At 71.7% G+C, this 26047-nt stretch carries 28 protein-coding genes; 13 read left to right on the top strand and 15 right to left on the bottom strand.

Going from position 1 to position 26047, the window contains the following annotated elements; genetic code table 11:
- Nucleotides 1–94 precede the first annotated feature (94 nt).
- Genes AMK27_RS20660 through AMK27_RS20670 form a run of 3 tightly spaced genes read right to left on the bottom strand, consistent with a single transcriptional unit; the run spans nucleotide 95 to nucleotide 3256 of the window.
- Complete coding sequence (locus tag AMK27_RS20660; protein ID WP_073910232.1) at nucleotides 95–916, bottom strand: MerR family transcriptional regulator; 822 nt, start codon at nucleotides 914–916, stop codon at nucleotides 95–97.
- Between the two features lie 37 nt (nucleotides 917–953).
- The gene (gene leuE, locus AMK27_RS20665; protein ID WP_073910236.1) at nucleotides 954–1616 is read right to left on the bottom strand and encodes a leucine efflux protein LeuE; all 663 of its coding nucleotides are present in this window, start codon (nucleotides 1614–1616) and stop codon (nucleotides 954–956) included.
- Nucleotides 1617–1675: 59 nt separating this feature from the next.
- Entirely contained in the window at nucleotides 1676–3256 is a 1581-nt protein-coding gene (locus tag AMK27_RS20670; protein ID WP_073910239.1) for an acyl-CoA mutase large subunit family protein, read from the bottom strand.
- A gap of 126 nt (nucleotides 3257–3382) precedes the next feature.
- On the opposite strand from AMK27_RS20670, the gene AMK27_RS20675 reads away from it, so the two are divergent.
- Nucleotides 3383–4273 carry a L,D-transpeptidase family protein gene (locus tag AMK27_RS20675; protein WP_073910242.1) on the top strand — a complete coding sequence of 297 codons (891 nt, stop codon included), beginning with the start codon at nucleotides 3383–3385 and terminating at the stop codon, nucleotides 4271–4273.
- A 179-nt stretch (nucleotides 4274–4452) separates the two neighbouring features.
- On the opposite strand, the gene AMK27_RS20680 is transcribed toward AMK27_RS20675, so the two are convergent.
- Both AMK27_RS20680 and AMK27_RS20685 read right to left on the bottom strand, forming a co-directional pair.
- Entirely contained in the window at nucleotides 4453–5646 is a 1194-nt protein-coding gene (locus tag AMK27_RS20680; RefSeq protein ID WP_073910245.1) for a hypothetical protein, read from the bottom strand.
- A complete protein-coding gene (locus tag AMK27_RS20685) occupies nucleotides 5646–6335 on the bottom strand; it encodes an RNA polymerase sigma factor (protein ID WP_073910248.1) in 690 nt (229 codons plus the stop codon). Before AMK27_RS20685 ends, AMK27_RS20680 begins: the two co-directional genes overlap by 1 nt.
- 359 nt (nucleotides 6336–6694) lie before the next feature.
- Between AMK27_RS20685 and AMK27_RS20690 the strand changes: the two genes are divergently transcribed.
- The gene (locus tag AMK27_RS20690; RefSeq protein WP_073910250.1) at nucleotides 6695–7447 is read left to right on the top strand and encodes a Clp protease N-terminal domain-containing protein; all 753 of its coding nucleotides are present in this window, start codon (nucleotides 6695–6697) and stop codon (nucleotides 7445–7447) included.
- A gap of 46 nt (nucleotides 7448–7493) precedes the next feature.
- On the opposite strand, the gene AMK27_RS20695 is transcribed toward AMK27_RS20690, so the two are convergent.
- The 4 genes from AMK27_RS20695 to AMK27_RS20710 form a co-directional block, all read right to left on the bottom strand.
- Nucleotides 7494–8063 (bottom strand): hypothetical protein, encoded by a 570-nt coding sequence (locus AMK27_RS20695; protein ID WP_073910253.1) that lies wholly within the window; start codon nucleotides 8061–8063, stop codon nucleotides 7494–7496.
- Nucleotides 8064–8180: 117 nt separating this feature from the next.
- The gene (locus AMK27_RS20700; RefSeq protein WP_073910256.1) at nucleotides 8181–8603 is read right to left on the bottom strand and encodes a type II toxin-antitoxin system VapC family toxin; all 423 of its coding nucleotides are present in this window, start codon (nucleotides 8601–8603) and stop codon (nucleotides 8181–8183) included.
- The gene (locus tag AMK27_RS20705) at nucleotides 8600–8830 is read right to left on the bottom strand and encodes a FitA-like ribbon-helix-helix domain-containing protein (protein WP_073910259.1); all 231 of its coding nucleotides are present in this window, start codon (nucleotides 8828–8830) and stop codon (nucleotides 8600–8602) included. The genes AMK27_RS20700 and AMK27_RS20705 overlap by 4 nt, the downstream gene beginning before the upstream one ends.
- Before the next feature lie 46 nt (nucleotides 8831–8876).
- A complete protein-coding gene (locus AMK27_RS20710; protein WP_073910262.1) occupies nucleotides 8877–10514 on the bottom strand; it encodes a beta-N-acetylhexosaminidase in 1638 nt (545 codons plus the stop codon).
- A gap of 154 nt (nucleotides 10515–10668) precedes the next feature.
- Between AMK27_RS20710 and AMK27_RS20715 the strand changes: the two genes are divergently transcribed.
- From AMK27_RS20715 to AMK27_RS20740, 6 genes are all read left to right on the top strand, one after another.
- The gene (locus AMK27_RS20715; RefSeq protein WP_389807675.1) at nucleotides 10669–11313 is read left to right on the top strand and encodes a 2-oxo-4-hydroxy-4-carboxy-5-ureidoimidazoline decarboxylase; all 645 of its coding nucleotides are present in this window, start codon (nucleotides 10669–10671) and stop codon (nucleotides 11311–11313) included.
- Between the two features lie 192 nt (nucleotides 11314–11505).
- Nucleotides 11506–11886, top strand: coding sequence for a succinate dehydrogenase, cytochrome b556 subunit (gene sdhC, locus AMK27_RS20720; RefSeq protein WP_073910264.1), 381 nt, complete (start codon nucleotides 11506–11508; stop codon nucleotides 11884–11886).
- Between the two features lie 8 nt (nucleotides 11887–11894).
- Nucleotides 11895–12374, top strand: coding sequence for a succinate dehydrogenase hydrophobic membrane anchor subunit (locus AMK27_RS20725; RefSeq protein ID WP_073910267.1), 480 nt, complete (start codon nucleotides 11895–11897; stop codon nucleotides 12372–12374).
- Nucleotides 12375–12399: 25 nt separating this feature from the next.
- The gene (gene sdhA / locus AMK27_RS20730) at nucleotides 12400–14154 is read left to right on the top strand and encodes a succinate dehydrogenase flavoprotein subunit (RefSeq protein WP_073910270.1); all 1755 of its coding nucleotides are present in this window, start codon (nucleotides 12400–12402) and stop codon (nucleotides 14152–14154) included.
- Entirely contained in the window at nucleotides 14154–14912 is a 759-nt protein-coding gene (locus AMK27_RS20735; RefSeq protein WP_030318427.1) for a succinate dehydrogenase iron-sulfur subunit, read from the top strand. Before sdhA ends, AMK27_RS20735 begins: the two co-directional genes overlap by 1 nt.
- Nucleotides 14913–15024: 112 nt before the next feature.
- Nucleotides 15025–15537 carry a hypothetical protein gene (locus AMK27_RS20740; RefSeq protein ID WP_030318428.1) on the top strand — a complete coding sequence of 171 codons (513 nt, stop codon included), beginning with the start codon at nucleotides 15025–15027 and terminating at the stop codon, nucleotides 15535–15537.
- Between the two features lie 96 nt (nucleotides 15538–15633).
- Here AMK27_RS20740 and AMK27_RS20745 read toward each other — a convergent pair whose 3' ends face one another.
- A complete protein-coding gene (locus AMK27_RS20745; RefSeq protein ID WP_241847565.1) occupies nucleotides 15634–16236 on the bottom strand; it encodes a MarR family winged helix-turn-helix transcriptional regulator in 603 nt (200 codons plus the stop codon).
- 85 nt (nucleotides 16237–16321) lie between these two features.
- Between AMK27_RS20745 and AMK27_RS20750 the strand changes: the two genes are divergently transcribed.
- Nucleotides 16322–17536 (top strand): MFS transporter, encoded by a 1215-nt coding sequence (locus AMK27_RS20750; protein WP_073910272.1) that lies wholly within the window; start codon nucleotides 16322–16324, stop codon nucleotides 17534–17536.
- 36 nt (nucleotides 17537–17572) lie between these two features.
- Here the strand turns inward: AMK27_RS20750 and AMK27_RS20755 are convergent, their stop codons facing one another.
- Entirely contained in the window at nucleotides 17573–18340 is a 768-nt protein-coding gene (locus AMK27_RS20755; protein ID WP_073910276.1) for an alpha/beta fold hydrolase, read from the bottom strand.
- A 136-nt stretch (nucleotides 18341–18476) separates the two neighbouring features.
- On the opposite strand from AMK27_RS20755, the gene AMK27_RS20760 reads away from it, so the two are divergent.
- The 3 genes from AMK27_RS20760 to AMK27_RS20770 are packed head-to-tail and all read left to right on the top strand — an operon-like array spanning nucleotide 18477 to nucleotide 20136.
- A complete protein-coding gene (locus AMK27_RS20760; RefSeq protein ID WP_073910279.1) occupies nucleotides 18477–18911 on the top strand; it encodes a hypothetical protein in 435 nt (144 codons plus the stop codon).
- A gap of 12 nt (nucleotides 18912–18923) precedes the next feature.
- A complete protein-coding gene (locus AMK27_RS20765) occupies nucleotides 18924–19358 on the top strand; it encodes a thiol-disulfide oxidoreductase DCC family protein (RefSeq protein ID WP_241847566.1) in 435 nt (144 codons plus the stop codon).
- A 10-nt stretch (nucleotides 19359–19368) separates the two neighbouring features.
- Nucleotides 19369–20136, top strand: a complete 768-nt coding sequence (locus AMK27_RS20770) for a TetR/AcrR family transcriptional regulator (protein ID WP_073910287.1) — start codon at nucleotides 19369–19371, stop codon at nucleotides 20134–20136.
- 45 nt (nucleotides 20137–20181) lie between these two features.
- Here AMK27_RS20770 and AMK27_RS20775 read toward each other — a convergent pair whose 3' ends face one another.
- The 3 genes from AMK27_RS20775 to AMK27_RS20785 form a co-directional block, all read right to left on the bottom strand.
- Nucleotides 20182–21735, bottom strand: a complete 1554-nt coding sequence (locus AMK27_RS20775) for an ABC transporter substrate-binding protein (protein ID WP_073910291.1) — start codon at nucleotides 21733–21735, stop codon at nucleotides 20182–20184.
- Between the two features lie 192 nt (nucleotides 21736–21927).
- Nucleotides 21928–23244 carry a metallophosphoesterase gene (locus tag AMK27_RS20780; RefSeq protein ID WP_073910296.1) on the bottom strand — a complete coding sequence of 439 codons (1317 nt, stop codon included), beginning with the start codon at nucleotides 23242–23244 and terminating at the stop codon, nucleotides 21928–21930.
- A 34-nt stretch (nucleotides 23245–23278) separates the two neighbouring features.
- Complete coding sequence (locus tag AMK27_RS20785) at nucleotides 23279–23524, bottom strand: SCO4848 family membrane protein (RefSeq protein ID WP_073910300.1); 246 nt, start codon at nucleotides 23522–23524, stop codon at nucleotides 23279–23281.
- Nucleotides 23525–23633: 109 nt separating this feature from the next.
- Here AMK27_RS20785 and AMK27_RS20790 point away from each other — a divergent pair, with 109 nt between their 5' ends.
- Nucleotides 23634–24914: a D-alanyl-D-alanine carboxypeptidase family protein gene (locus AMK27_RS20790; RefSeq protein WP_073910303.1), complete on the top strand. Its 1281-nt coding sequence runs from the start codon at nucleotides 23634–23636 to the stop codon at nucleotides 24912–24914.
- Here the strand turns inward: AMK27_RS20790 and AMK27_RS20795 are convergent.
- Nucleotides 24826–25818 (bottom strand): YihY/virulence factor BrkB family protein, encoded by a 993-nt coding sequence (locus AMK27_RS20795; protein WP_073910307.1) that lies wholly within the window; start codon nucleotides 25816–25818, stop codon nucleotides 24826–24828. The two genes, AMK27_RS20790 and AMK27_RS20795, sit on opposite strands and share 89 nt — an antisense overlap.
- Nucleotides 25819–26047: the final 229 nt, after the last annotated feature.

The raw sequence follows: 26047 nt of genomic DNA on the forward strand, positions 1-26047 counted from the left end.
GCCCCGTGCGGGGGACCCGGGCCCGCAGGCACCCGCGGCCGAGCGCCAGGAATCACGCGTCACGCGTCAGGCGTCAGGCGTCAGGCGTCAGGCGTCAGGCGCGGACGATCTCCTCCTGGAGCTCCGTCACCCACCGGGAGCGGTCCTCGGGGCACTCCAGGTACAGCTCGCGCGCGTAGTGCCGCGTCTCGTACCCGTTGGCCTCGATCCAGCGGGCCAGGGTCTGCGCGGTCGGCAGGATGGTGTCCATCGAGCCCCGGTGCACGACGGTCGCCGCCTCCTCGATGGCGGGCAGCACACGCACCTCGACGCCCTCCACGGCCGTCCCCTCCGGGACGGTCATGCCGGCGTGCACGAGGACCGAGCCGTCACCCCGGCCCGCGTCCTCGTAGTACGCGATCCCCGGGCCGAAGCCGGTGAGCCCGGCGGCCTCCAGACGGCCGCAGAGCTCGTCGTACAGGGGCCCGATGACCGGGCCGATGTGCTGCGGGCCGAAGCTCGCGGCGACCCCGCTCAGCTCGGCGATCCGGACGGCGGGGATCTTCTTGACGACGACGTCCTGGGTGGACATGCGTCCCTCGCTTTCGATGGCCCGGAGCCGCGCGCCGACCTGGGCGAGCCGTGCCCGCGCCTCCGCCATGGCCGCTTCCAGCTCGGCCTGGCGCAGACGCAGCATGCCCCGCAGCTCGTCCGCGTCGAACTTCTCGTCGAGGATCGCCCCCACCTGTTCGAGGGTGAAGCCGAGGTCCTTGAGCGCGATGACACGGTTGAGCAGGGCGAGCTGGTCCGCCGTGTAGAAGCGGTAGCCCGTGTGCGGGTCGACCCGGGCCGGGCGCAGCAGTCCGATGGCGTCGTAGTGGCGCAGCATCCGGACCGACACCCGCCCGTGCCGGGCGAAGTCTCCGATGGTGAACATGACGACCCCTACGGAACGGCCTCACACGGTGTGAGGGTCAAGCGGCGCTGCTGAGGGAGAGCTTCGCGGCGAAGCCGAGGAAGAGGGCGCCGGCGGCGGAGGTGGCTCCCGCGGAGAGCCTGCGGCGGCGGCGGAAGGCGGCGGCGAGCCGGGTGCCGCCGAAGATCAGCATCGTCAGGTAGAGGAAGCTGCCGATCTCCAGGAGGGTGCCGAGCACCAGGAAGGAGAGGGCCGGGTAGGCGTACGACGGGTCGACGAACTGCACGAAGAAGGAGATGAGGAAGAGGATCGCCTTCGGGTTGAAGAGGCTGATGACGAGCGCCCTGCGGTACGGGTTCTCCCCCGGCCCGGCCTTCGTCTCCTCGGCCCCTTCGGCCGCCTCCGCCACCTCGCCGCGCGAGCGCCACATCTCCCGGGCCGAGCGCAGCATGCCGTACGCCATCCAGGCCAGGTAGCCCGCGCCCGCGTACTTCACGATCATGAAGAGCAGGGGGGTGGTCTGGAGGAGGGAGGCCGCGCCGAGCGCGGCCAGCGTCATGAGGACGGCGTCGCCGGTGAAGACTCCGGCGGCGGCCTTGTATCCGGTCCTGGTGCCCTTGCGGGCGGCGACGGACAGCACGTACAGCGAGTTCGGCCCCGGCAGGAGAATGATGAGGACGAGGCCCACGAGATAGGTCGGAAGATCGGTGACACCCAGCATGAAGCGGAGTGTCGCATGTCAGTACGACTCTCCGCCCGTGTGTTTCGTATCGCGGAAGATCAGAACGCGTCGGTCGGGACGTAGGTGCCCCAGACCTCCCGCAGCGCGCCGCAGACCTCGCCGACGGTGGCGCGGGCCCTGAGGGCGTCCTTCATCGGGTACAGGACGTTGTCCGTGCCCCCGGCCGCCCGCCGCAGCTCCGCGAGGGCCGTGTCCACCGCCGCCCGGTCGCGCCCGGCCCGCAGGGCGGCGAGCCGTTCGGCCTGCTGGGCCTCGATCGCCGGGTCGACCCGCAGCGGCTCGTACGGCTCCTCGACGTCGACCGTGTAGCGGTTGACGCCGACGACGACCCGTTCGCCGCTGTCGGTCTCCTGCGCGATCCGGTACGCCGAGCGCTCGATCTCACCCTTCTGGAAGCCGCGCTCGATGGCACTGACCGCGCCGCCCATCTCCTCGACCCGGCCCATCAGCTCCAGGACGGCCGCCTCGACGTCGTCGGTCATGCGCTCCACCGCGTACGAGCCGGCGAACGGGTCGACGGTCGCGGTCACGTCCGTCTCGTACGCCAGGACCTGCTGGGTGCGCAGGGCCAGGCGGGCGGACTTGTCCGTCGGCAGGGCGATCGCCTCGTCGAAGGAGTTGGTGTGCAGGGACTGCGTCCCGCCGAGCACGGCGGCGAGGCCCTGGACGGCGACGCGGACGAGGTTGACCTCGGGCTGCTGGGCGGTCAGCTGCACGCCCGCGGTCTGGGTGTGGAAGCGGAGCATCAGCGACTTGGGGTTCTCCGCGCCGAACTCGTCCCTCATGACCCGGGCCCAGATCCTGCGGGCCGCACGGAACTTCGCGACCTCCTCCAGGATCGTCGTGCGGGCCACGAAGAAGAAGGAGAGCCGGGGGGCGAAGTCGTCGACGTCCATCCCGGCCGCGACGGCGGTCCGCACGTACTCGATGCCGTCGGCCAGGGTGAACGCGATCTCCTGCGCGGGCGAGGCGCCCGCCTCCGCCATGTGGTAGCCGGAGATCGAGATCGTGTTCCACTTCGGGATCTCGGTCCGGCAGTACTGGAAGATGTCCGCGATCAGCCGGAGGGAGGGCTTGGGCGGGAAGATGTACGTGCCGCGGGCGATGTACTCCTTCAGCACGTCGTTCTGGATCGTGCCGGTCAGCCGGTCCGCCGGGACTCCCTGCTCCTCGCCGACCAGCTGGTACATCAGCAGCAGGAGGGCGGCGGGGGCGTTGATCGTCATCGAGGTGGAGACCCGGTCCAGCGGGATGCCGTCGAACAGGATCCGCATGTCCTCGACCGAGTCGATCGCCACCCCCACCTTGCCGACCTCGCCCGAGGCGATCGGCGCGTCCGAGTCGTGGCCCATCTGCGTCGGCAGGTCGAAGGCGACGGAGAGGCCCATGGTGCCGTTGGCGATCAGCTGCTTGTACCGGGCGTTGGACTCGACCGCCGTGCCGAAGCCCGCGTACTGGCGCATCGTCCACGGCCGGCCGGTGTACATCGACGGGTACACCCCACGGGTGAAGGGGTACGTGCCCGGCTCGCCCAGCTTCTCCGCCGGGTCCCAGCCCTCCAGCGCCTCCGGTCCGTAGACCGGCTCGATGGGCAGTCCCGACTCCGACTCGCGCGCCATTGGCTGTGCCTCCCGATGAGATTGGGCCCTGCTCACAGCATGCGCGGATCGTGACCTTCGCGCGCAACCGCACACGCGCGGGAAGCATCTCTGGGTACATACGAATCGTCTCGGGGGGCAACACCAATGAAGCGGTCTTCTTCCGTCATACGCAGAGTGGTTCTGGCAGCGGCCTCGGTGGCCCTCGCCGCCGGTTGCACGGCCCAGGCGGCCGGCTCCGGAGGCGGCACCGGGAGCCCGACGGGCGCACCGGCCACGTCGGCCTCCGCGCCGACCGACGCCCCCACCGAGGACGGCAAGCCGCCGTCCCCGTCGGACTCGGCCGCGACGCCCACCGACGCGCCCACGGGGACGCCCTCGGGGACGCCGTCCGGGTCCGCGGGCACCAAGGCCGTGATGGGCGACGGGGACGAGAACGAGCAGGTCCGCGAGCTCCAGGCGCGGTTGCGGCAGCTCAAGCACTTCGACCGGGCGCCGACCGGCTTCTACGGGACGATGACGGCCGGCTCGGTCAAGGAGTTCCAGAAGAAGCAGGGCCTGCCGCTGACGGGATCGGTCGACGAGGAGACCTGGCAGCGGCTGCTCGGCGCGAGCCGGAAGCCGACCGCCGACGAGCTGAAGCCGTCGACGACCAACGAGCTGGACACCCCCGACGCGCGGTGCATGACCGGCCGGGTGCTGTGCATCAGCAAGGAGAGCCGGACCCTCGCCTGGATGATCGACGGCAAGGTCGTCTCGTCGATGGACGTCCGCTTCGGCTCGGAGAACACCCCGACCCGCGAGGGCATCTTCACCGTGGAGCGCAAGGTCCGGCAGGACTGGTCGCGGCTGTACCACACGCCGATGCCGCTCTCGATGTACTTCAGCCGGGGCCAGGCGGTGCACTACTCGTCGGACTTCGCGGCGCGCGGCTACAACGGGGCCTCGCACGGCTGCGTCAACGTCCGGGACCGGGCCAAGCTCACGACCCTCTTCGACCAGGTGAAGGTCGGCGACAAGGTCGTCGTCCACTGGTGACCGGGGGCCCCGTCGACCGGTGACTCGGGAGGGGGAGGGAGAGGGCGCGGGTGGGACCGGGGGAACGTGTCCCACCCGCGCCATGTGCGCGGAGCCGTAGGTACGGGGGGAACCCCGGCTCACTGCGCGGCCGATGACCAGTCGGCACACTCAGTACTGCGCCGACGGGTCCAGAAGTGTTACACCGGGAGCGGAACGCGCGCGCCGACGCCGATTCCGAGGGGCGGTACGGCGGTGAGACCGGCGGTGTCGGGGGCCGAGGAGCGGGCCGTGTCGCGGCGGTCCCGGCCGCCGTCGCCGTTCCGACCGTCGCGGTCGCCGCCACGCCCGTCGCCGCTTCCCCGGTCGTTCCCGTCGCCCTTGGGGTCGTCGTCGGACCCGTCCTTCGAGTCGTCCCCGCCGCTGCCGCCGTCCTGCGGCGCGGACGTGCCGCCGAGGATCCGGTCGCAGTAGCGGCGCAGGGTCTCGCCGTCGCGCAGGATGTCCGTGAGCCCCTTGCGGCCGCCGGCGTCGAGCTGTCCCGAGCGGAAGGCCCGGCAGGCCTTGAGGACCTTCTCCCGGGTCGTGGTGGTGCTCGGGTCGCCTCCCGTGCCGCCCGCGCCGCCGTCCTTGCCGCCGGTCTCCCCGCCGGATCCGCCCGGGTCCGTTCCCGTGCCGGAGGTGGTCCGGTCCGGCTTCGGGGTGCCGGGACCCTGGGTGCCCGTGCCGTGCCCGTCGGGCGTTCCGGTGGACGGCGGGGCGGTGACGGTGCCGGACGAGGGGGACGCGGTGGGCGTGCGGTCGTCGCCGCCCGGTTCCGTCGAGGGGGCCTCCGGGTCCTTGCGTATGCCGGGGTCCTCCGAGACGAGCGGGTCGGCGTGCTCGCCCGCCGTGACGGAGCTCGCGGGCGCGGGGCCGCCCACCATGGGCAGCACACCCGTTCCCGCGGCGACGGCGACCCCTCCGACGGTGACGGCGGCGACCGCGGCGGCGAGTCCGTAGCGGAGGGAGCGTCCCCAGCGGGGGCGGCCGGCGGGCACGGGAACGCGGCCGGCGGGCACGGGGGCGAGCCGCACCCGGCCGAGTTCGGCCTGTTCGGTGCGGCTCGTGGCGGCCGGGGCGACGGGGGCCGCGGCGGGGCCGGCGGCGCGCTCGGCCCGCGCCGCGCGGAAGGCGGCGAGTGCGGCGGCCTCGCCCGGGAGCTCGGTGCGCGCGGCCGGGGGGAGGGCCGGAGTGCGGGCCGCGTCGAGGGCTTCGGCGCGGGCCGCGTCGAGGGCTTCGGCGAGGCGCTCGGCCCGGGAACGGGTGTGGTCGTCGACGGCATCGACCGGCTCGCCGCGGAGCAGCCGCTCCGCGGCCTCCTGGTCGAGCCACTGGTACCGCTCGTCGGCCATCACATGTCCTTCTGCGTACGCGGACGCGATTGCGTCACACCGCCCGGGGCCACCGACCCCGGCACGCGCCCGCGTTGCGGAGGCACACCGTCCAGCGGGACGACGGCCTCGCCGGTGCCGTCCGGTCCGGCCGTCTCGCCGTCGACGCCGAGGAGTTCGGCCAGCTTCTTGAGGCCTCGGTGGGCCGCGGTACGGACGGCTCCGGGGCGTTTGCCCAGGGTGTCGGCGGCGGTCTTGGCGTCGAGGCCGACGACGACGCGCAGGACGACGGCCTCGGCCTGGTCCTGCGGAAGCTGGGCGATCAGCTGCATGGTGTGGCCGGTGGCCAGCGCCTCCAGTGCCTCGCCCGCGGTGTCGGACGCGGCGGGCTTGTCGGCGAGTTCCGTCTCGTCGGCGCCGACGGCGGGGCGCCTGCCGCGCATGCGGACGTGGTCGAGGGCCCGGTTGCGGGCGATCCGGGCCGCCCAGCCGCGGAAGCGGTCCGCGTCGCCGTCGAAGCGGTCGAGGTCACGGGCTATCTGGAGCCAGGCCTCCGAGGCGACGTCCTCCGCCTCGATGTCGCCGACCAGTGTGCGTATGTAGCCGAGCAACCGTGGATGCACGGCGCGATACACAGTACGGAACGCGTCCTCGTCCCCGTCCTGCGCAGCGAGCACCGCGGCCGTCAGCTCCGCGTCGTCCCCCAGCACTCCCCAAACCCTGTTCGTCGGTCGCGTCGTCGCTTCATCGCGGCTGGTCACCACCGCCACGACGCCTCGCGCATCTGCACGCTACGTCGTGTCGCGGCGCCGCGTCCACGCGGTCCGGGCTCTTTGTACAACTTGCAACCTTCGGGCGGTGGTGCGCGGGATGCCGCCGACCCGCCCGCGGTGTGACAGAAAGCGCACTCCCGGCGCTGAATGGAGTACGGAGCCGTGCTGCGGCTCCGTGGACGACGGCCGGGGTCTCTCCTGTGGGGGGTGGCGACCTCGGCCGTCTCCCTTTTTCCACCCCTTCCGGGTGTCAACCGAAGGTTGACAGTGAAGGGGTGTCAACCTACGGTTGCCTCATGACGAATCCAGTCGGCCCGAATGTCCCTGTCCGTCTCGACGAACTCATCGACGCGATCAAGAAGGTCCACACCGACGCACTGGAGCAGCTCTCCGGTGCCGTCATGGCGGCGGACCACCTCGGCGATGTCGCCGATCACCTCATCGGCCACTTCGTGGACCAGGCCCGGCGCTCCGGCGCCTCCTGGACCGACATCGGCCGCAGCATGGGCGTCACCCGCCAGGCGGCCCAGAAGCGGTTCGTACCGAAGGACCCGGACGCCGAGAAGATGGACCCGAACGCCGGGTTCAACCGCTTCACCCCCCGCGCCCGGAACGTGGTGATGGCCTCCCAGAACGAGGCCACGGCCGTCGGCAACGGCGAGATCACCACCGCGCACCTGGCACTCGGCCTGCTCGCCGAGCCCGAGGGGATCGCGGCGCACTGGATCACTTCGCGGGGCGTCACCCTCGACCAGGTCCGCGAGGCGGCCGCCGCGACCCTGCCGCCGGCCGTCGAGAATCCGCCCACCCTCGTCCCGTACGACGCGGCGGCGAAGAAGGTCCTGGAGCTGACGTTCCGCGAGGCGCTGCGCCTCGGCCACAACTACGTCGGCACCGAGCACATCCTGCTGGCCCTCATGGAGCACGAGGACGGTACGGGCGTCCTGGCGGGTCTCGGCCTCGACAAGGCGACGGCCGAGCGGCAGATCGCCGAGACGATCGCCTCGGCGACGATCGCGGCCCCGGAGGCCCCGGAGGAGGCCTCCTAGGAGCGCCTCAGGCGGTGCGGGGCCCGGCGGCGGGCCTCCCGGCGGCTCAGGCGGTCCGGGCCCGGCGGGAGACGACCGCGCGCAGCACCCGCCCGCCCTCGACGGAGAGTTCACGGGCCCGGCGCAGACCGGTCGGGCCGTGGGCGACCGAGTCGAGGACGGCCTGCTGGCGGCGGAGCTCTCCCGCGAGCAGCGGGCCCGCGCCGTCCGCGTCACCGGCCCGGCAGCGCTCGACGAGGCCGTCGGGCACGTCGGCGGCGTCGTACCGCCCGTGCAGGGCGAGGGCGGTGACGGAGCAGGCGGCGGCCCAGCCGCGCAGGGCGCCGGCCGTCCAGCTCGACGGGGCGTCCGCGAGCATGCCGCGTACGGCCCCGCCGTCGGCGCCGTCGGCGCCCGTCTCCGCGTCCAGCTCGACCCGGGCTTTGGCGACGGCCTCGCCCCAGGCCTCGCCGTCACCGCGCGCGACGGCGGCCCACACGGGACGCAGGGCGTCGCCCCGGTCGCCGGCGAGCAGGGGGAGGCAGCGGTCGAGGCAGGCGAGACCGGCCGCGGCCAGGCCCCGCTCGTCGGCCCCGTCGATCAGTTCCAGCAGGCTCCGGCCCGTCACCGACGTCATGGACGCCTCCTTGCCACCCGATATGGACGCAGTACGTCCCCTACTGCGCCGTGTGGCGCTTTTTCGTCACTGCGCGGCCGGAATCATGCCAGTGGCGCCCGGGTGTTGCCTAGGGTCCTACCGCAGCCCGAGGGCCTTCTCGTTGAAGACCTCGACCGGGCACTTCGCACCGGTGGCCCGCGCGCCGTCGCGGATCCGACCGTCACTGGTCACCAACGGAACGCCGTACCCCTCCGCGAGCGCCACGTACGTCGCGTCGTAGGCCGTGAGGTTCGCGTACAGCTCACGCACCCGGGGCAGCAGCGGGAGCTGCTCCGACCTGCGCAGCGGCAGCTCGGCGAAGGCCGCGCAGGCGTCGTCCAGCTCACGGGTGGTGAGCTTGCCGCCGCGATGGCGGCCCAGCAGGGCCGAGGCCACCTCGATGTCGACGAGATACGGGGCGAGCAGGCGCTCCCCCTTCACCCGCTCCCGCAGCGCGCCGCCGACGGGACCGGCGTCGGCCAGCAGCATGACGAGCGCGCCGGCGTCCACGACGATCACTCGCGCCGCCTTCCCCGGTCGATCTCGTCGAGCACGTCACCCGTCTCCAGGCGGGCCGTGGCCCGCTCCTCGACACGGGCGAGCACGTCCTCGAGCGACGGCGTCGCCGCTTCCTGCTCCAGCAGGGTCCGGGCGTACGCCTGGAGGGACTGCCTGTTGCGCGCGGCCCTTATCTTCAGCTCGGTCAGCGCTTCCTCGGACAGGTCGCGTACGTAGAGAGTGGCCATGCGACAACTTTAGTCGCACTGCCAGCAGAGTGCTGGCAGATCCGGGTCAGCCGCGCACCTGCGTCGCCAGCGTCCGGAACTGCTCCCAGGTCAGGGTCGGCGTCCTGGCGTCCCAGACCTTCTGGGCGAGGGCCGTCAGGGGCATGCGGATGCCGTTCGCCACCTGGGCCGGGGTCTGGGCCCCCGCCAGGTCGCACCAGACCGCGAAGCGGGCGCCCAGGATCTGGGGGCCGTACCGGGCGGGGACGGGGGTCGTGCCGCGGAGGACCAGGGGGGTCCACTGCTCGTAGATGCGGCGGCCCGTGGGGTACGTGAACTGGTTCGGCTCGCCGAGGACGTAGTACAGGTACTCGTCGTTGAGGTTCATGACCTTGCGGCCCTCGGCCAGGTACTCGGCGGGCGGGCGGGCGCCGATCTCCTTGCCCGTCCAGTACTCGACCTCGATGCGCTGGTCGGCGGTGACGACGCCGCCGCGGAAGAAGCCGTCGTTCCAGGCCTTGGCCGTCTTCCCGGCCGTGCGCACGACGGCGGCGCGGTCGTTCAGCCAGCCCTCCGCGAGGTCCTGGACACCGGCCTGGGGTCCGTACTTCTGCCGGGCCGCCGTGGCCAGCTGCGGGTACGAGGCGGAGGGGCTGCGGACGGTCAGCGCCTGGTACTCGTCGGCGCCGACGTGGAACCAGCCGCCGGGGAAGAGCGCGGAGTACTCGCGGAGCAGGTCGTCGACGATCTGCGCCGAGGCCGGCTTGGAGATGTCGATGGCGCCCTGCCGCGGGACCCCCTGGACGTTGCGCAGCTGGAGGTCCGGGTGGGCGCGCAGGACGGCGCCGAGGTGTCCGGGCGAGTCGATCTCGGGCACGACGGTGATGTGCAGGCTCTGCGCGAGGGCGAGGATCCGGCGCACCTCCGCCTTGCTGAGGTGCTGCGCGGAGACGATCTCGGGGTGGGAGTCGGAGGCGATCCGGAAGCCCTGGTCGTCGGAGAAGTGCAGACCGAACTGGTTGAGCTTGAGGTCGGCCATCTCGCGCAGCCGGTCCTCGATCCAGCCGGCGGTGAAGAACTTGCGGGCGATGTCGACGTTGAGTCCGCGCTGGGGCTTCGCGGGCGCGTCGGTGACGACGCCCTCGGGCATCGCGCCGGTGCCCTTCACCGACTGCTTGAGGGTGCGGGTGCCGTAGAAGACGCCGGCCTCGTCGGGCCCGGTGATCCGGACCCGGCCGTCACGGACGGTCAGGGTGTACGACTCGCGCGCCCCGGTCCCGCCGAGCGCCAGTTCGACGTCCCCGGGCCCCGCGGCGGCGGTGCCCCGGTACGGGATGCCGAGCTCCCCCGCGAGGAGCTTCCCCTCGTCGGCGAGGCCCGCGCTGTTCGCCGCGACGACGACTCCGGCGGGGGCCGCGGGCTTCCAGCCGGGTCCGCGGGCGGCCTCGTGGTCGCGGACCGCGGGCACCGTGCGCGGCGCGGTGGAGAGCGGGTAGGTCCGCGTCGGCGTGGGTGTCGGGCTGGGCGGCGCGCTGGTGGGCGCCGCGCTCGCGGACGTGCCGGAAGAGGTGCCGGAGGGGGCGGCGGCGGACGTGCCCGAGCCGGACGGAGATCCGCCGGAGCAGGCCGCCACGGTGGCCAGTGCCACCGCCGTCGCCAGGAGTGCGGGGCCCTTGTGGGGCCCTCGTATGGAGTACCGCATCATTCGGAATCCTCCCGCACCGCGGGCGGTCCGGCCAATCGGGGGACATGACCGTCCCCGTGACCGGAACGCGTTCGTCCATCACCTGTTCCGAAACTCTCCCTTCCGGGTGAAATTCGCTAATCCGTCGGACACTTCCCTCGTCCCGTCGATAACGTTGCGTCACACCCACCCCATCGCGCCCGTCCCGCGCGCGAGCCGCCCCGCCCGTCCCGGAGTACCGGAGCCCACGCTGACCAGCGACACCCACGTCCCCTGCCGCAAGCCGGGCTCCACGGACACGCCTGCCATACCCGCCCAGAACCAGGGCCCCTCCGTCCGCGGGCTGGCCGGCTTCAACGCCGCCTCGCCCGCCGAGGCCGAGACCCTGCTCCTGTCGTGCTGCCACAGCGTCCGCTGGGCCGAACGGGTGGCGGCGCACCGCCCCTACCCCACGGTCGACGCGCTGCTCGCCGCCGCCGACGAGGCCGGGTACGACCTGTCCCGCGCCGACCTCGACGAGGCCCTGGCCGCCGAGTCCTCGGCCCTGCCGCACCCCGGCGCCCCGCCCGCGGCGCGGACCGCGCTGCGGGCCGCCCACGCCGCGTACGAGAGCGGCTTCGGACACGCGTTCGTGATCAGCCTCGACGGAGTGAGCCCCGGAGAGCGTCTCGACCAGGTATTGGCAGGCATTCGGTCACGTCTCGGCAACGAACCGGAGGAGGAACGCGTCATCGCCGCCGACGAACTCAGGCGGCTCGCCCGCGCCCGGCTGGCGTTCCGGCTCGCGGAGGCCCTCACACCGCGACACTCCGGGCCGTGAATCCGTCCGGAATGCGGCGATTCCGGCCTGTGCGATAGCCCGTCCGTGCCTGTTTGATCACACCGATGGACCCCGCGCGAGCGAACCGACAAGTCGTCGCTACGATGACCGGGGCCGGTGGACCGTACCCGGCCGGGTCAGACCGACAGAGAAGCCGGCCGACCCCGATCCCCGCTCCCGGAGGGTTTTTCCGTGCCGGCTGGAACGCTGTACCGCGGCCGGGAAGGAATGTGGAGCTGGGTGGCTCATCGAGTCACCGGCGTCCTCATCTTCTTCTTCCTGTTCGTACACGTGCTGGACACCGCTCTCGTCCGCGTCTCCCCCGAGGCGTACGACGAGGTCGTCGCGACCTACAAGACGCCGATCGTCGCTCTCCTCGAGTACGGCCTCGTCGCTGCCATCCTCTTCCACGCGCTGAACGGTCTCCGTGTCATCGCCGTGGACTTCTGGTCCAAGGGCCCGCGCTACCAGAAGCAGATGCTCTGGACCGTCGTGGGCGTCTGGGTCGTGCTGATGGCGGGCTCGCTGTACCCCATCCTTGGTCACGCCGCACGTGAACTGTTCGGGAGCTGACGCCAGATATGTCTGCTGACACCACCTCCACCACGATCGGTCCCGTCGAGGGCGGCGCCCACTACGACGTGGACAACCCCGCGCCGTACATCGAGGCCCCCCGCAAGCGCACGGGCAAGACCCCGCGCGCGACCCGCGGCAACTTCGAGATGGCCGCGTGGCTCTTCATGCGCCTCTCGGGCGTGGTCCTCGTCGTCCTGGTCCTCGGCCACCTGCTGATCCAGCTCTTCCTGGACGGCGGCGTCTCCAAGATCGGCTTCGCCTTCGTGGCCGGCCGCTGGGCGTCCCCGTTCTGGCAGGTCTGGGACCTGCTGATGCTCTGGCTCGCCATGCTGCACGGCGCCAACGGCCTCCGTACCGTCATCAACGACTACGCGGAGCGGGCCAACACGCGCCTGTGGCTCAAGGGCCTGCTGTACACCGCCACGGTGTTCACCATCCTTCTGGGCACGCTGGTGATCTTCACCTTCGACCCGAACATCCGCTAGGCACGGGGCTGAGGTAATCCACGACATGAAGATCCACAAGTACGACACCGTCATCGTCGGCGCCGGCGGCGCCGGCATGCGCGCCGCCATCGAGGCGACGAAGCGCAGCCGCACCGCCGTGCTGACGAAGCTCTACCCCACCCGGTCCCACACGGGCGCCGCGCAGGGCGGCATGGCCGCCGCGCTGGCGAACGTGGAGGAGGACAACTGGGAGTGGCACACCTTCGACACGGTCAAGGGCGGTGACTACCTGGTCGACCAGGACGCCGCCGAGATCCTGGCGAAGGAGGCCATCGACGCCGTCCTCGACCTGGAGAAGATGGGCCTTCCGTTCAACCGGACCCCGAACGGCACCATCGACCAGCGGCGCTTCGGCGGCCACTCCCGCAACCACGGCGAGGCCCCGGTCCGCCGGTCCTGCTACGCCGCGGACCGCACCGGCCACATGATCCTCCAGACGCTGTACCAGAACTGCGTCAAGGAGGGCGTGGAGTTCTTCAACGAGTTCTACGTCCTGGACCAGCTGCTGGTCGAGGAGGACGGCGTCAAGAAGTCCGCCGGTGTGGTCGCCTACGAGCTGGCCACCGGCGAGATCCACGTCTTCCAGGCCAAGTCCGTGATCTACGCCTCCGGCGGCACGGGCAAGTTCTTCAAGGTGACCTCCAACGCGCACACGCTGACGGGTGACGGCCAGGCGGCCTGCTACCGGCGCGGTCTGCCGCTGGAGGACATGGAGTTCTTCCAGTTCCACCCGACGGGCATCTGGCGCATGGGCATCCTGCTGACGGAGGGCGCCCGCGGTGAGGGCGGCATCCTCCGCAACAAGGACGGCGAGCGCTTCATGGAGAAGTATGCGCCGGTCATGAAGGACCTCGCGTCCCGTGACGTCGTGTCCCGCTCCATCTACACGGAGATCCGCGAGGGCCGCGGCTGCGGTCCCGAGGGCGACCACGTCTACCTGGACCTGACGCACCTCCCGCCGGAGCAGCTCGACGCCAAGCTCCCGGACATCACCGAGTTCGCCCGTACGTACCTCGGCATCGAGCCGTACACGGACCCGATCCCGATCCAGCCCACCGCGCACTACGCCATGGGCGGCATCCCGACCAACGTCGAGGGTGAGGTCCTGGCGGACAACACCACCGTCGTCCCGGGCCTGTACGCGGCCGGCGAGGTCGCCTGTGTCTCCGTGCACGGCGCCAACCGTCTGGGCACCAACTCGCTGCTCGACATCAACGTCTTCGGCAAGCGGTCCGGCATCGCCGCCGCCGAGTACTCCGCCAAGCACGACTTCGTCGAGCTGCCGGAGAACCCGGATTCGCTGGTCGTCGCCCAGATCGAGAAGCTGCGCAACTCCACGGGCAGCGAGCGGGTGGCCGACATCCGCCGCGAGCTCCAGGAGACGATGGACGCCAACGTGATGGTGTTCCGCACGGAGCAGACCATCAAGACGGCCGTCGAGAAGGTCGCCGAGCTCCGCGAGCGCTACGAGAACGTGGCCATCCAGGACAAGGGCAAGCGTTTCAACACGGACCTCCTGGAGGCCATCGAGCTGGGCAACCTGCTCGAACTGGCCGAGGTCATGGCCGTCTCGGCCCTGGCGCGCAAGGAGTCCCGCGGCGGTCACTACCGCGAGGACTACCCGAACCGCGACGACGTCAACTTCATGCGCCACACCATGGCGTACCGCGAGGTCGGCGAGGACGGCTCCGAGACCGTCCGTCTCGACTACAAGCCGGTCGTGACGACCCGCTACCAGCCGATGGAGCGTAAGTACTGATGGCTACCCCCGTACTGGACAAGGTCGAGGCGGAGTCCGCCGCCTCCCCGTACATCACGGTCACGATGCGGATCCGCCGCTTCAACCCCGAGGTGTCGGACGCGTCGGTCTGGGAGGACTTCCAGATCGAGATCGACCCGAAGGAGCGTGTGCTCGACGCCCTCCACAAGATCAAGTGGGACGTCGACGGCACGCTGACCTTCCGTCGCTCCTGCGCGCACGGCATCTGCGGCTCGGACGCGATGCGGATCAACGGCAAGAACAGGCTCGCCTGCAAGACGCTGATCAAGGACATCAACCCCGAGAAGCCGATCACGGTCGAGGCCATCAAGGGCCTCACGGTCCTCAAGGACCTCGTGGTCGACATGGAGCCGTTCTTCCAGGCGTACCGGGACGTCATGCCGTTCCTGGTCACCAAGGGCAACGAGCCGACGCGCGAGCGCCTGCAGTCCGCCGAGGACCGCGAGCGCTTCGACGACACCACCAAGTGCATCCTGTGCGCCGCGTGCACGTCGTCCTGCCCGGTCTTCTGGAACGACGGCCAGTACTTCGGTCCGGCCGCGATCGTCAACGCGCACCGCTTCATCTTCGACTCGCGCGACGAGGCCGGTGAGCAGCGCCTGGAGATCCTGAACGACAAGGACGGCGTGTGGCGCTGCCGCACGACGTTCAACTGCACGGACGCCTGCCCGCGTGGCATCGAGGTCACGAAGGCGATCCAGGAAGTGAAGCGGGCGCTGATCACGCGTCGCTTCTGATCACGGGTGTTCCGGGGGCCGGGTTTCCGGCTCCCGGTCCGGTGTTTCGGCCCGCTTCTGTACGCTGCGGCGTGCAGGAGCGGGCTTTTTTCTTCGTGAAGGACGGGGACTGATGAGCGAGCCGAACCCTTACCGGTCGGAGGAGTACGAGTGGGGTCCCGGGCAGCAGCAGCCGGGCCAGCCCGCCTACGGCTACCCGCACCCTCCGGCGTACCAGCCGACCCTCCCCGGCGGCGTGCCGGTGCCGCCGCAGCAGGTGCCCGGCGTGCCGCAGGGCGGCGGCACGCCGCTGCTGAGCCTCGGTGACATCACCGTGGTGGGCGACCAGATCATCACGCCGGCCGGCGCGATGCCGCTCAAGGGCTCCGTGTGGAACGCGATGGACATGTCGCGGACCGAGGAGAAGATGCCCACGGTCGCGATCGTGCTCGCGGTCATCTTCTTCATCTTCTGCCTGCTGGGCCTGCTGTTCCTCCTGATGAAGGAGAAGACGACCACCGGCTTCATCCAGGTCACCGTGACCAGCGGCGGCAAGCACCACGCGACGATGATCCCGGCGCGTGGACCTGACACCATCCACTGGGTGATGGGCCAGCTCAACTACGCCCGCTCGCTCAGCATGTGAGCGGTCGTCATCGGTGAGGGGGCGCCCGAGGGCGCCCCTTCGTCGTGTCCGGGGCCCGTGTCCGGGACCGGGGCGCGTGTCCGGGGACACGCGGGCCTACCAGTGGCGGGTCGGCTCCGTGGACTCCGCCTCGACCATGACGCGCCGCAGCATGCCGTTGAGGAGGGCGCGCTCCTCCGGGGAGAGGACGCCGAGCAGGCGGTACTCCTCGTGGCCGAGGACGTCCATCGCGCCGAGCCAGGTCTCGTGGCCGGCGTCGGTGAGCTCGACGACGACCCGGCGGCGGTCGGTGGTGGACTGGGTGCGGCGGACGAAGCCGCGCTTCTCCAGGGCGTCGAGGCGGCCGGAGACGGAGGCGGGGGCCAGGTCGAGGTCCTGGGCGAGTTCGGAGGGAGCGGCGCTGCCGCCCCGGCCGGCGATCTTGTGCAGGGTGTCGAACTCGTGGCGCTCCAGGTCGAAGTCGACGAGCGACTGCTCCCTCACCCGGCGCAGGTGGACGGAGAGCTTCTTCATCCGGGTGACGGCGCCTTCCACGACGGGGTCGAGGTCGGGCAGGACGGGCTGCCAGCGGGCGACGTGCCCGTCGGTCCAGTCGCGCGCGGCACTCGGCTCGCGCGGGGCACTCGCCTCGCGCGCGGTACGCGGCTCGCTCGGCGTGCGCGGCTCGCTCGGAGTACGCCGTTCCTCGGGTTGCGCCATGGGGTGATCGTACGTCGGCAGGCGGGGAACCACCCGAGAAGTATTTCGTTGACGAATTATTCGGTTCCGAAATACTCTTCGGGCCATGACCGCTGCCACCACCACGGCGCCGCCCGCCCCGCACCCCCTGCGCACCCGTTCCTTCCGGCTGCTCTTCACCGGCCGCGCCCTCTCCCTCCTCGGCGACGCCGCCATCCCCGCCGCCCTCGCCCTCGCCGTCCTGGAGGCCACCGGATCCACCGCGGCGCTCGCCCTGGTCCTCGGCTGCGCGATGGTGCCCAAGCTGCTCCTGCTGCCCCTGGGCGGCGTGGTCGGCGACCGGTTCGACGCCCGCACGGTCGCGCTCACCACGGATCTCGTACGCTGCGGCACCCAGCTGGTCGTCGGGGTCCAACTCCTCGGCGGCACGCCCAGCCTGGCCGTCCTCGCGGTCTCCGAGGCGCTCGGCGGCGCGGCCGGGGCCTTCGCCATGCCGACCGACGCACCCCTGGTGAAGGGCACGGTGGCCGCCGAGTCGCTGCACCGCGCCAACGCCGCGATGAGCGTCGCCCGGAGCGCCAGCCGGCTCGGCGGCCCCGCGCTCGCCGGCACCCTCGTCCTGACCGTGGGGCCCGGCTGGGCCTTCGTCCTCGACGCGGCGACCTTCGCCGTCAGCGCGCTCGTCCTGACGGCCGTGAAGGTGAAGCGGGTGCCGATCCCGCGCCGCTCGCTCCGCGCCGACCTGGCGGAGGGCTGGCAGGAGGTGCGGTCCCGCGACTGGTACTGGACCAGCCTGATCGGCCACAGCGCCTGGAACGGCGCCGCGGCCGTCCTGATGACCCTCGGGCCCGCCATCGCCGTCCAGCGGCTCGGCGGCGGCACCACCTGGGTCGTCCTGCTCCAGGTCGGCGCCGTCGGCTTCCTCCTGGGAGCCCTGCTCGCCGACCGGGTCACGCCCCGGCGCCCGGTGCTCACCGCGAACCTCGGGCTCGCCACGTACGCGCTGCCGCTCGTCCTGCTCGCGGTCGCCGCGCCGGCGCCGCTGACCATCGCGGCCTACGGGCTCGCGCAGGCCGGGCTCGGGTTCCTCTCCCCCGTCTGGGAGACCGCCGTCCAACGGGCGGTGCCCGCCCACGCGCTGGCCCGCGTCACCTCGTACGACTGGCTGCTCTCGCTGGCCGCGATGCCCCTGGGGTACGCCCTGGCGCCGCTCGCGGCCTCGGCCTGGGGCCCGGAGCTGCCGCTGCTCGTCGCGGCCGTCGCCGTGGGCGGCTGCTGCGCCGCGACGGCGCTGGTACCGGGGGTGCGGCGGTTCCGCTGAGGCCTACGGCGTCGTCTCGGCCAGGAAGGCTGAGGCCTACGGTGTCGTCTCGGCCAGGAAGGCGGTGAGCAGCCGGGCCGTCTCCGCCGGGCGCTCCAGGGCGGGAAGGTGCCCGGCCCAGTCGAGGTCGACGCGGCGGGCGCCGGGCAGGAGGCGGGTGAGGTCGTCGGCGACCGCCCGGAAGTCGGGGACGTCGTGGGCGCCCGCGACGACGAGGGCGGGGACCTTGATCCCGGTGAGGTCGCCGGCGGTGACCTCGGGGGTGACGGGTTCGAACTCCTCGGGGGCGGCGAGCTGGACCTCGAAGGCGTGCCGCTGCATCTCCCGGACGAGCGCGCGGGCCTCGGGGCCGGCCTCGGGGCCGAGCCAGGTGTCGACGTTGAGCTCGACGGCGCCGTCGAGGTCGCCCGCCTCCAGCAGCTCGTCCTCGCGGTCGCCCCAGGCGCTCAGCTCGTCGCCGGGCTCGAAGCCGGGGATGCCGGAGGCGAGCAGGGCGAGGGCGGAGACGTGCGCGGGGTGGCGGGCGGCGAGTTCCAGGGCGACCGTGCCGCCGAAGGAGGAGCCGACGACGGCCGCCCGCTCGACGCCGAGGTGGTCGAGGAGCTCGCGCACGTCGTCGGCGTGGGTGTGCGGGGCGTCGACGGGGGTGTCGCCGAAGCCGCGGAGGTCGCAGCGGACGACCCGGTGCCCGGCCTCCGCGAGGGCGTGGAACTGCCCGTCCCACATCCGGCGGTCGCAGACCCCGGAGTGCAGCAGGAGAACGGTCGAGGGGCCTTGTCCGGCCACGTCGTGAGAGAGCGTCATCCGGCCGACCCTAGGCGGCGGGACCGGCGGTGGCCAGCGGGTTTCCCTCCACCCCCGGAAGTGACTTGAACACGTTCAAAGAGAGGTCTACAGTCATGACCAACAGCTTTTGAACGCGTTCAAGGGAGGGTGGGGCATGGACCTCACTGTCGTCGCGTACATCGTCTATCTGCTGATCAGCGTGGCTCTGACCGTCTGGGTCGCCCGCACGCTCAGCCGCAACGGAAGGATCTTCCTCGCGGACGTCCTGCACGGGAACGAGAAGCTCGCCGAGGCCGTCAACCACCTCCTGGTGGTCGGCTTCTACCTCGTCAACTTCGGCTTCGTCGCCCTCTACCTGAGCCAGGACGCCGCCGTCCTCGACGCCCGCGCGCTCTTCGAGGCGCTCTCCGTGAAGCTCGGGGTTGTCCTGCTCGTCCTCGGCGTCATGCACCTCGGGAACGTCTACGTCCTCAACAAGATCAGGCGCCGCGGGGTCATGGAGCGCGAGCAGGTGCCGCCGGTCGGACCGCAGGGCTGGACCGCCGCCCCCAAGGCCGGCCCGTGGGCCCCGCCCGCACCCCAGCGCTGAGAGGGGAGCACCGTGCCGACCCCCGTGGGGCGTCTGACCGTGCTGTACGACGCGGACTGCCCGCTCTGTGTGCACCTCAGGCACTGGCTGCTGCGCCAGCGGCAGCTCGTCCCGCTCGACCTCGTGCCCGCCGGGTCGCAGGAGGCCCGGCGCCGCTTCCCGGCACTCGACCACACCGCGACCCTGCGGGAGATCACCGTGGTCGGGGACCGGGGCCAGGTCTACCGGGAGACCTCCGCCTGGATCGTCTGCCTCTGGGCGCTCGCCGACCACCGGGCCAAGGCCCACTGGCTGGCCACCCCGGCCGGGCAGCCCTTCGCCCGGGTGACCGTCCTGGCGGCGGCGAAATGGCACGAGGCCCTCAAGGGACCGGACGGCGCGGCCGGGCCGTCCGGGGCCGTCCGCTGCGAGGACGGGCGCTGCGAAGCGCCCGGTCCGCCCGGCTAGGCTCGTCCGTGTGACGGACGTGAAGGAAGACAAGAAGGCCCCGAAGAGCGAGCAGACCCGCACGCTCATCCTCGAAACCGCGCTCCGGCTGTTCAAGGAGCGCGGTTACGACAAGACGACGATGCGGGCCATCGCCCAGGAGGCCGGGGTCTCCGTCGGGAACGCGTACTACTACTTCTCGTCCAAGGAACACCTCGTCCAGGGCTTCTACGACCGGATCGCCGAGGAGCACCAGGCCGCCGTCGAGCCCATCCTGACCGGTGACGAGAAGGACCTCACGGCCCGGATCCGCGGGGTCTACCTCGGCTGGCTCGACATCGCGGGGCCGTACCACGAGTTCGCTTCGCAGTTCTTCAAGAACGCCGCCGACCCGGACAGCCCGCTCAGCCCCTTCTCGCCCGAGTCGGAGGGCCCGCGCGAGGCCGCGATCGAGGTCCACCGGCGGGTCATCTCCGGTGCCTCGGTCAAGGTCGACCCGGAACTGAAGGAGGCCCTCCCGCAGTTGCTGTGGCTCCAGCAGATGGGACTGGTCCTCTTCTGGGTGTACGACCGCTCCGAGGGCGCGGCCAACAGCCGCCGGCTGGTCGAGCGGCTCGCGCCGGTCACCGCCCGCGCGATCTCGCTCTCCCGCTTCCGGATCCTGCGCCCGCTGGTCAAGGAGACCCACGAGCTGCTCTCCGACTTCATGCCCACCGCGGCGGGCATGGCGGCCTCGGGCAAGCCCAAGAAGAAGTCGGGCCCGAAGGCGGCGGGGCCGCACGGGACCCCGGAGTCGTAGACCCCGGGGTCCGAGGCCTTCGGGGCCCCCGAGGGCCCCGGAGTCCTAGATCCAGCTGAGCTCCCACAGCCGCCAGATGCCCGTACCGTCCGTCAGGTACTGGGAGCCGGCGACCGCCTCGGTGGCGAGGACGTAGTCCTTCTTCTGCCACAGCGGGACGAGCGGCACGTCGGTCGCCACCTCGCTCTGGATGTGCTTGAAGTCGGAGGTCGCCCGGGAGCGGTCGCTGAACTGCTGCGTCGAGGAGATCAGCTCGTCGATCCGCTTGCTGGAGAACCCGTTGTGCAGGGTGTTCTCGGTGCCGACGAGCGGCGCGGTGAAGCTGTCGGAGTCGGGGAAGTCGGGCAGCCAGCCGACCGTGTACGCGTCGAAGGCGCCCTTCGCGTACTGCTTCTGGAACTCCGTCCACTTGACCTCGACGGTCTTGACCTCGAAGAGGCCGGCCTCCTCCAGCTGCCGCTTGATCTCGGCGGTCTCGGCGCCGTACGTGGCGTCCGCGCGGTAGCCGAAGGTGAACTTCACCGGGGTCTCGACGCCGGCGTCCTTCAGGAGCTTCTTCGCCTTCCTGGCGTTCGGCTCCGGGTCGATGTCGTAGAACGCGGTGCTGTGCCCGACGAAGCCCTGCGGGATGAGCGAGTACAGCGGCTCCACCGTGCCCTTGTAGGCGCCGGTGGTGATCGCCGGGCGGTCGAGGAGCGCGGCGACGGCCTGGCGCACGGCCTTGTCCGCCATCGGCGAGCCGGGCCGCACGTTGAAGTTGAGGTTGCGGATCTCGGCGCTCTCCGCCTCGGTGACCCGGGTCCCGTCCTGCGGCTCCAGGGTCGAGATGAACTCCGGCGGCAGCTGCCGGTGCGTCACCTCGACCTGCTTCGCCTTCCAGGCGTCGGCGAGGTCCGCGGACTGGGCGTAGTACTTCACGAGCACCGGGCCGCCGCTCTTGGTGACGGCGCCGCGGTACTTCGGGTTCGGCTCCAGGAGCGCGGACTCGCCCGGCTTGTACTCCTTGAGGACGTACGGCCCGGAGCCGTCGACCGCCGTGTCCGCCCGCAGGCCCTTCGCCGGGTAGTGGTCCTTGTCGACGATCGAGCCCGCGCCGGTGGCCAGCTTCAGCGGGAACGTGGCGTCCCGGCTGCTCAGATGGAAGGTGACCTCACGGCCCTCGGCCGTGACGCTCTTCAGGGTCGGGAACAGCGGCTGCGGACCGACGTCGGTCTTGATGCGCAGCATCCGCTCGAACGAGTACTTGACGTCCTCGGCGGTGATCTTCCGCCCGTTGGAGAACGAGAGGTCGTCGCGGAGCGTGCACTGGTACGTGGTGAGCTTCGAGCCCTCGAACTTGCAGCTCTCCGCCGCGTCCGGGACGGGGGTCGTGAACCCCGGCTTGAACGTCAGCAACGACTGGAAGACGTTGCTGTACATGGCCCAGGAACCGGCGTCGTACGCGCCGGCCGGGTCCAGTGAAGTGACCTCGTCGGTCGTGCCGACGCTGATGGGATCGGTCCGGCCGCCGTCGGAGGGCAGGAGTTGCCAGCCCCCCACTCCGGCGGCCACCAGTACTCCACAAGTGATGAGGATCCGCAGACGGACCGTCGACCGCATTGCCGTGCTTCCTTTATTCGTCCACCCCAACGGCGACGGCCCCCGGAAACGTCGCGATGGCGTCATCCCATCACACGTCTTTCACAAGTGGAAGAGAAAACTTTCACACCACATGTATATGTCCGGGAAATGCGAATTTAAGTCGATGAGCAGCACGTATCGGGCTCGGGACGGGGAGTGACCCCGTCCCGATTACGCCTGTTTCGACGCGAGTTCGACGATGGTGATGTCCGAGGGCGCCCCGACCCGGACCGGCGGCCCCCAGGCGCCCGCGCCGCGCGAGACGTACAGCTGGGTGTCTCCGTACCGTTCGAGCCCGGCGACGGTCGGATTGGCCAGTTCGGCAAGGTAGTTGCCGGGCCAGAGCTGCCCGCCGTGGGTGTGACCGGAGAGCTGGAGGTCCACGCCGTGGCGTACGGCGTCGTGGACGACTACCGGCTGGTGCGCGAGGAGCACCGCGGCGCGGGCCCGGTCGCGGTCGCCGAGCGCCCGTCCGAAGTCGGGGCCCTGCCCCTCGCTCTCCCCCGCGATGTCGTCGACGCCGGCCAGGTCGAAGCCGGCCGCCACCTCCACCCGCTCGTTGCGCAGCGGGCGCAGTCCGAGCTCGCGGACGTGGTCGACCCAGGCGTCGGCGCCCGAGAAGTACTCGTGGTTGCCCGTCACGAAGAAGGAGCCGTGCCGGGCGCGGAGCCGCGCGAGGGGCTCGGCGGCGGAGCCGAGGTTCTCGACGGTGCCGTCGACGAGGTCGCCGACGACCGCGATCAGATCGGGCTGGGTGGAGTTGATCGTGTCCACGATGCGCTGGGTGTGCGCGCGGCCGAGGATCGGCCCGAGGTGGATGTCGGAGACGACGGCGATCCGGTAGCCGTGGACGGCACGCGGGATCTTGGCGAGCGGGACGGTGACCCGCTTGACCCGGGGGCCGCGCAGCACGCCGTACGTGCCGTAGCCGACGGTCCCGACGGCCGCGGCGGCGGCCGCGCCGCCGACGACCCGGGAGACGAAGAGCCGCCGGGAGACCTCGGCGGGGGTCTCGGGGGCGGGGGTGTCGGAGGCGGGCGTCCCGGGCGCGGCCTCCGGGGCCGCTTCGGCCGGCTCCTCGGGGGCGGGCGGCGCGCGGTCCGGGACCGGTACGGGAACGGGGGCCGGGGCCGCGGCGGGGGCCTCGGCGGGCGCCGCGGCCTGTGCGCGGCGTTCGAGCAGGCGGCGCAGCAGTGGCCTGACCGCCTCGCCGACGAGCAGGGCGAGCGTCACGTACAGCAGCAGCGCGAGCCACAGGAAGCCGGGCCAGGCGACCACCTGCTGGAGCGCGAACGGCGCTCCGGCGCGGGACGAGGTCAGGGCCGCGAACGACAGCATCGGCAGCGCCACGACGGCGACCGTGCCCAGGCGGCGCGGCAGGCTCCCGCGCGTGGTGACATCGCGCACGAGGCGCCGCCACACGTACCAGTGCACCGCCGCGAGCACGGCGAGCACCACGATCAGGACCAGCACGAAGACGACGACCACGCCCCGTAACCCCTCTTCCACCGCTCGCGCGGTTCTAACCGACTTCGCGGCGCGCGGCGCGCACCCCACGCAACCCCAGCACTCCGATCACCGTCCCCAGGACAAAGGACGTGACGGCAAGCAGCAGATGAACCCAGAAGTAGGCCGTCGGGTCGCCGGCGTCGTCGAACGCGAGGCCACTCCCGTCGTTCCACAGGTTCTTGACGAAAGTGATCCAGATGAACCAGCTCCACACCCCGAACGCGAGCAGGAACCAGGAGACGCGACGGCTGAACTTCATGCCCCCAGTATCACCGTCCGCCCCACTGGCCCCGCGGACGGGTGGACGAGCCCGGCCCGAGCGCCAGCCGGGGTTCGGATCCTTCTTCCGTACCTGTACGTTCACGACCGTGTCTGCTTCGAAGAAGACCGCTTGGGCGGTCACTGCTGCTCTGTTCCTGCCGCTCGTCGTCGCCGCGCCCGCGCACGCGGACACGAAGGACGAGAAGGACAAGCAGCCCAAGCCCCCGAACGCGATGTCCTCACTCGGCGGCCCGCTGCTCGGCAACCCCGGCACCCAGGTCCAGCTGGGGCCCGGCGCGCCCGTGCTGCCCAAGGAGCTGTCCGGGCGCTCCTGGATCGTCGCGGACGCCGAGAGCGGCGAGATCCTCGCCTCGCACAACGCGCACTGGCCGCTCGCCCCGGCCTCCACGCTCAAGATGCTCTTCGCCGACACCCTGCTGCCGAAGTTCCCCGACGCCCGGCTCAAGCACCTCGTCACCACCGCCGACATGGCCGGGATAGGAGCCGGCTCCAGCCTGGTCGGCATCAAGGAGAAGCAGACCTACACCGTCCACGACCTGTGGCTCGGTGTCTTCCTCCGCTCGGGCAACGATGCCGTCCACGTCCTGACCAGCATGAACAGCGGCCTGCGGCAGACCGTGAAGGAGATGAACGACCACGCGGCCGAGCTCCAGGCGCTCGACACGCACGTCGTCTCCCCGGACGGCTACGACGCCCCGGGCCAGGTCTCCTCCGCGTACGACCTGACACTCATCGCCCGCAGCGGCATGCAGAAGCCGGCCTTCCGCGAGTACGCCGCCACGCCCCGCGCCGCCTTCCCCGGCGAGCAGAAGCCGGGCAAGAAGCGCGAGACCTTCGAGATCCAGAACACCAACCGGCTGCTCACCGGAGACCTCGGCGTCGCCCCGTACCAGGGCATCGCCGGCGTCAAGAACGGCAACACCACGCACGCGGGTGCCACCTTCACGGGTGTCGCGGAGCGCAACGGCAAGGTGCTGCTCGTCACCGTGATGAACCCCTCGTCGAAGGAGCAGCACGCGGTCTACCGCGAGACCGCCCGGCTGCTCGACTGGGGCTTCGCCGCGTCCGGGAAGGTGACCCCGGTCGGCGAGCTGGTGCCGCCGCGGTCCGCCCGTACCGAGACGACCGCCCCGGACGACGGCTCGGCCCCGGCGCCCGGCAAGAACGCGCCGGACGGCACCGTCCACGCGGCCGCCACGGAGCGCTCCGGGGGCGTCGGGATCGCGCTCGGCGTGGCCGGCGGGGTCCTCGTGCTCCTCGCCGGTGCCGTCTTCCTGGTCAACCGCCGCTGGCCGCTGGCCGGGGCGGCGGGACGTCGTCGCCGTTCCCTCCGGAAGCAGGACGTGCATCCGGACGTGAATCCTTAGCGGACCCGGACCCGGGCCCTTCGTCGGCCGCGGACCCTTGGTCGGCCGCGGACTCCCCACGGGAGCCCGTGGCCGTCCACGCGGCGCAGTAGAGCAGCAGCTTCGCGGTGAAGTTGATCCACAGCAGCAGGGCGACCGGCACGCCGAACGCCCCGTACATCGACTTCGAGGCGACGCCCCTCATGTAGCCGCCGAGCAGCAGCTTCAGGAGCTCGAAGCCGACCGCGCCCATCAGCGCCGCCACCACGAGCCGGCGGCGCGGCGGGTGCACGCCGGGCAGCAGCGTCAGGACGTACAGCAGGATCAGGAAGTCGGCGGCGACGGCGACCAGGACGGCGGCCGTCTGCAGGAGGTAGCCGCCCGCTCCCTCGCTGGAGATCCCGACCCGGTCGGCACTCCAGCCGACGGCGGTGGAGCCGAGCCAGGACGCGGCGAGCGAGGCGAGGGCCACGCCGCCGAGGCCGATCAGGATGAGCCCGTCCTTGCCCTTGAGCAGGACCGGGTTGCCCTCGAGGTCGTCCAGCCCCCACACGGCCCGCAGGCAGTCCCGCATGGAACCGACCCAGCTGATGCCGGTGACCAGCAGCAGCGCGCCGGCGACGAGCCCGACGGTGCCGGCGTTGTCGACGAGCCCGCTGATGTTGAGCTGGTCGGAGATGCCGGGCACCTGGTCGCTGATCTTGTCCTCGATCTTGTCGAGCTGGTCCTTGCTGAGGAGCGCGGCGCCGATCGCCGCGGCGACCGTGATCAGCGGGAAGAGGGCCAGGAAGGACACGAAGGTGATCGCGGCGGCGAGCCGGGTCCAGTGGGCCGCGTCGAGGGTCTGGTACGAGCGCCAGGCGTGGGTCCGCATGAGTCGGGCGACCCAGGGGCCGATGACGGGGAGCTTGGTCAGCCATTCCATGTCGTACGTCTGCCCCTCGATCCGTTCGGTGCGCGGAGAGCGCAGTACGAGAATCCCCCGCCGGGGCCCGCGTACCCGCGAACGACATCCGCACCCCACGAACGGCTTCACCCGTCCCGCGAACGACATCCGGCACTCCGCGAACAGCTTCCGGCAGCCCGCTGACGGCTTCCGGCACCCCGCGGACGACGTCCCGGCATCTCGCGAGCGGCGTCCGCGCGCCGCCGGG

This window comes from Streptomyces sp. CB02009 (genome assembly GCF_001905825.1).
Classification (GTDB): domain Bacteria; phylum Actinomycetota; class Actinomycetes; order Streptomycetales; family Streptomycetaceae; genus Streptomyces.

Excerpts from the sequence above, each read along its gene's own strand:
- AMK27_RS20785 (WP_073910300.1), bottom strand. The coding sequence starts at position 23,524 with ATGAAGTTCAGCCGTCGCGTCTCCTGGTTCCTGCTCGCGTTCGGGGTG.
- AMK27_RS20680 (WP_073910245.1), bottom strand. The coding sequence starts at position 5,646 with ATGGCCGACGAGCGGTACCAGTGGCTCGACCAGGAGGCCGCGGAGCGG.
- AMK27_RS20660 (WP_073910232.1), bottom strand. The coding sequence starts at position 916 with ATGTTCACCATCGGAGACTTCGCCCGGCACGGGCGGGTGTCGGTCCGG.
- AMK27_RS20670 (WP_073910239.1), bottom strand. The coding sequence starts at position 3,256 with ATGGCGCGCGAGTCGGAGTCGGGACTGCCCATCGAGCCGGTCTACGGA.
- AMK27_RS20725 (WP_073910267.1), top strand. The coding sequence starts at position 11,895 with ATGTCTGCTGACACCACCTCCACCACGATCGGTCCCGTCGAGGGCGGC.
- AMK27_RS20705 (WP_073910259.1), bottom strand. The coding sequence starts at position 8,830 with ATGGCCACTCTCTACGTACGCGACCTGTCCGAGGAAGCGCTGACCGAG.
- AMK27_RS20740 (WP_030318428.1), top strand. The coding sequence starts at position 15,025 with ATGAGCGAGCCGAACCCTTACCGGTCGGAGGAGTACGAGTGGGGTCCC.
- AMK27_RS20690 (WP_073910250.1), top strand. The coding sequence starts at position 6,695 with ATGACGAATCCAGTCGGCCCGAATGTCCCTGTCCGTCTCGACGAACTC.
- AMK27_RS20775 (WP_073910291.1), bottom strand. The coding sequence starts at position 21,735 with ATGCGGTCGACGGTCCGTCTGCGGATCCTCATCACTTGTGGAGTACTG.
- AMK27_RS20710 (WP_073910262.1), bottom strand. The coding sequence starts at position 10,514 with ATGATGCGGTACTCCATACGAGGGCCCCACAAGGGCCCCGCACTCCTG.
- AMK27_RS20795 (WP_073910307.1), bottom strand. The coding sequence starts at position 25,818 with ATGGAATGGCTGACCAAGCTCCCCGTCATCGGCCCCTGGGTCGCCCGA.
- AMK27_RS20695 (WP_073910253.1), bottom strand. The coding sequence starts at position 8,063 with ATGACGTCGGTGACGGGCCGGAGCCTGCTGGAACTGATCGACGGGGCC.
- AMK27_RS20760 (WP_073910279.1), top strand. The coding sequence starts at position 18,477 with ATGGACCTCACTGTCGTCGCGTACATCGTCTATCTGCTGATCAGCGTG.
- sdhA (WP_073910270.1), top strand. The coding sequence starts at position 12,400 with ATGAAGATCCACAAGTACGACACCGTCATCGTCGGCGCCGGCGGCGCC.
- AMK27_RS20745 (WP_241847565.1), bottom strand. The coding sequence starts at position 16,236 with ATGGCGCAACCCGAGGAACGGCGTACTCCGAGCGAGCCGCGCACGCCG.
- AMK27_RS20755 (WP_073910276.1), bottom strand. The coding sequence starts at position 18,340 with ATGACGCTCTCTCACGACGTGGCCGGACAAGGCCCCTCGACCGTTCTC.
- AMK27_RS20675 (WP_073910242.1), top strand. The coding sequence starts at position 3,383 with ATGAAGCGGTCTTCTTCCGTCATACGCAGAGTGGTTCTGGCAGCGGCC.
- AMK27_RS20750 (WP_073910272.1), top strand. The coding sequence starts at position 16,322 with ATGACCGCTGCCACCACCACGGCGCCGCCCGCCCCGCACCCCCTGCGC.
- AMK27_RS20735 (WP_030318427.1), top strand. The coding sequence starts at position 14,154 with ATGGCTACCCCCGTACTGGACAAGGTCGAGGCGGAGTCCGCCGCCTCC.
- leuE (WP_073910236.1), bottom strand. The coding sequence starts at position 1,616 with ATGCTGGGTGTCACCGATCTTCCGACCTATCTCGTGGGCCTCGTCCTC.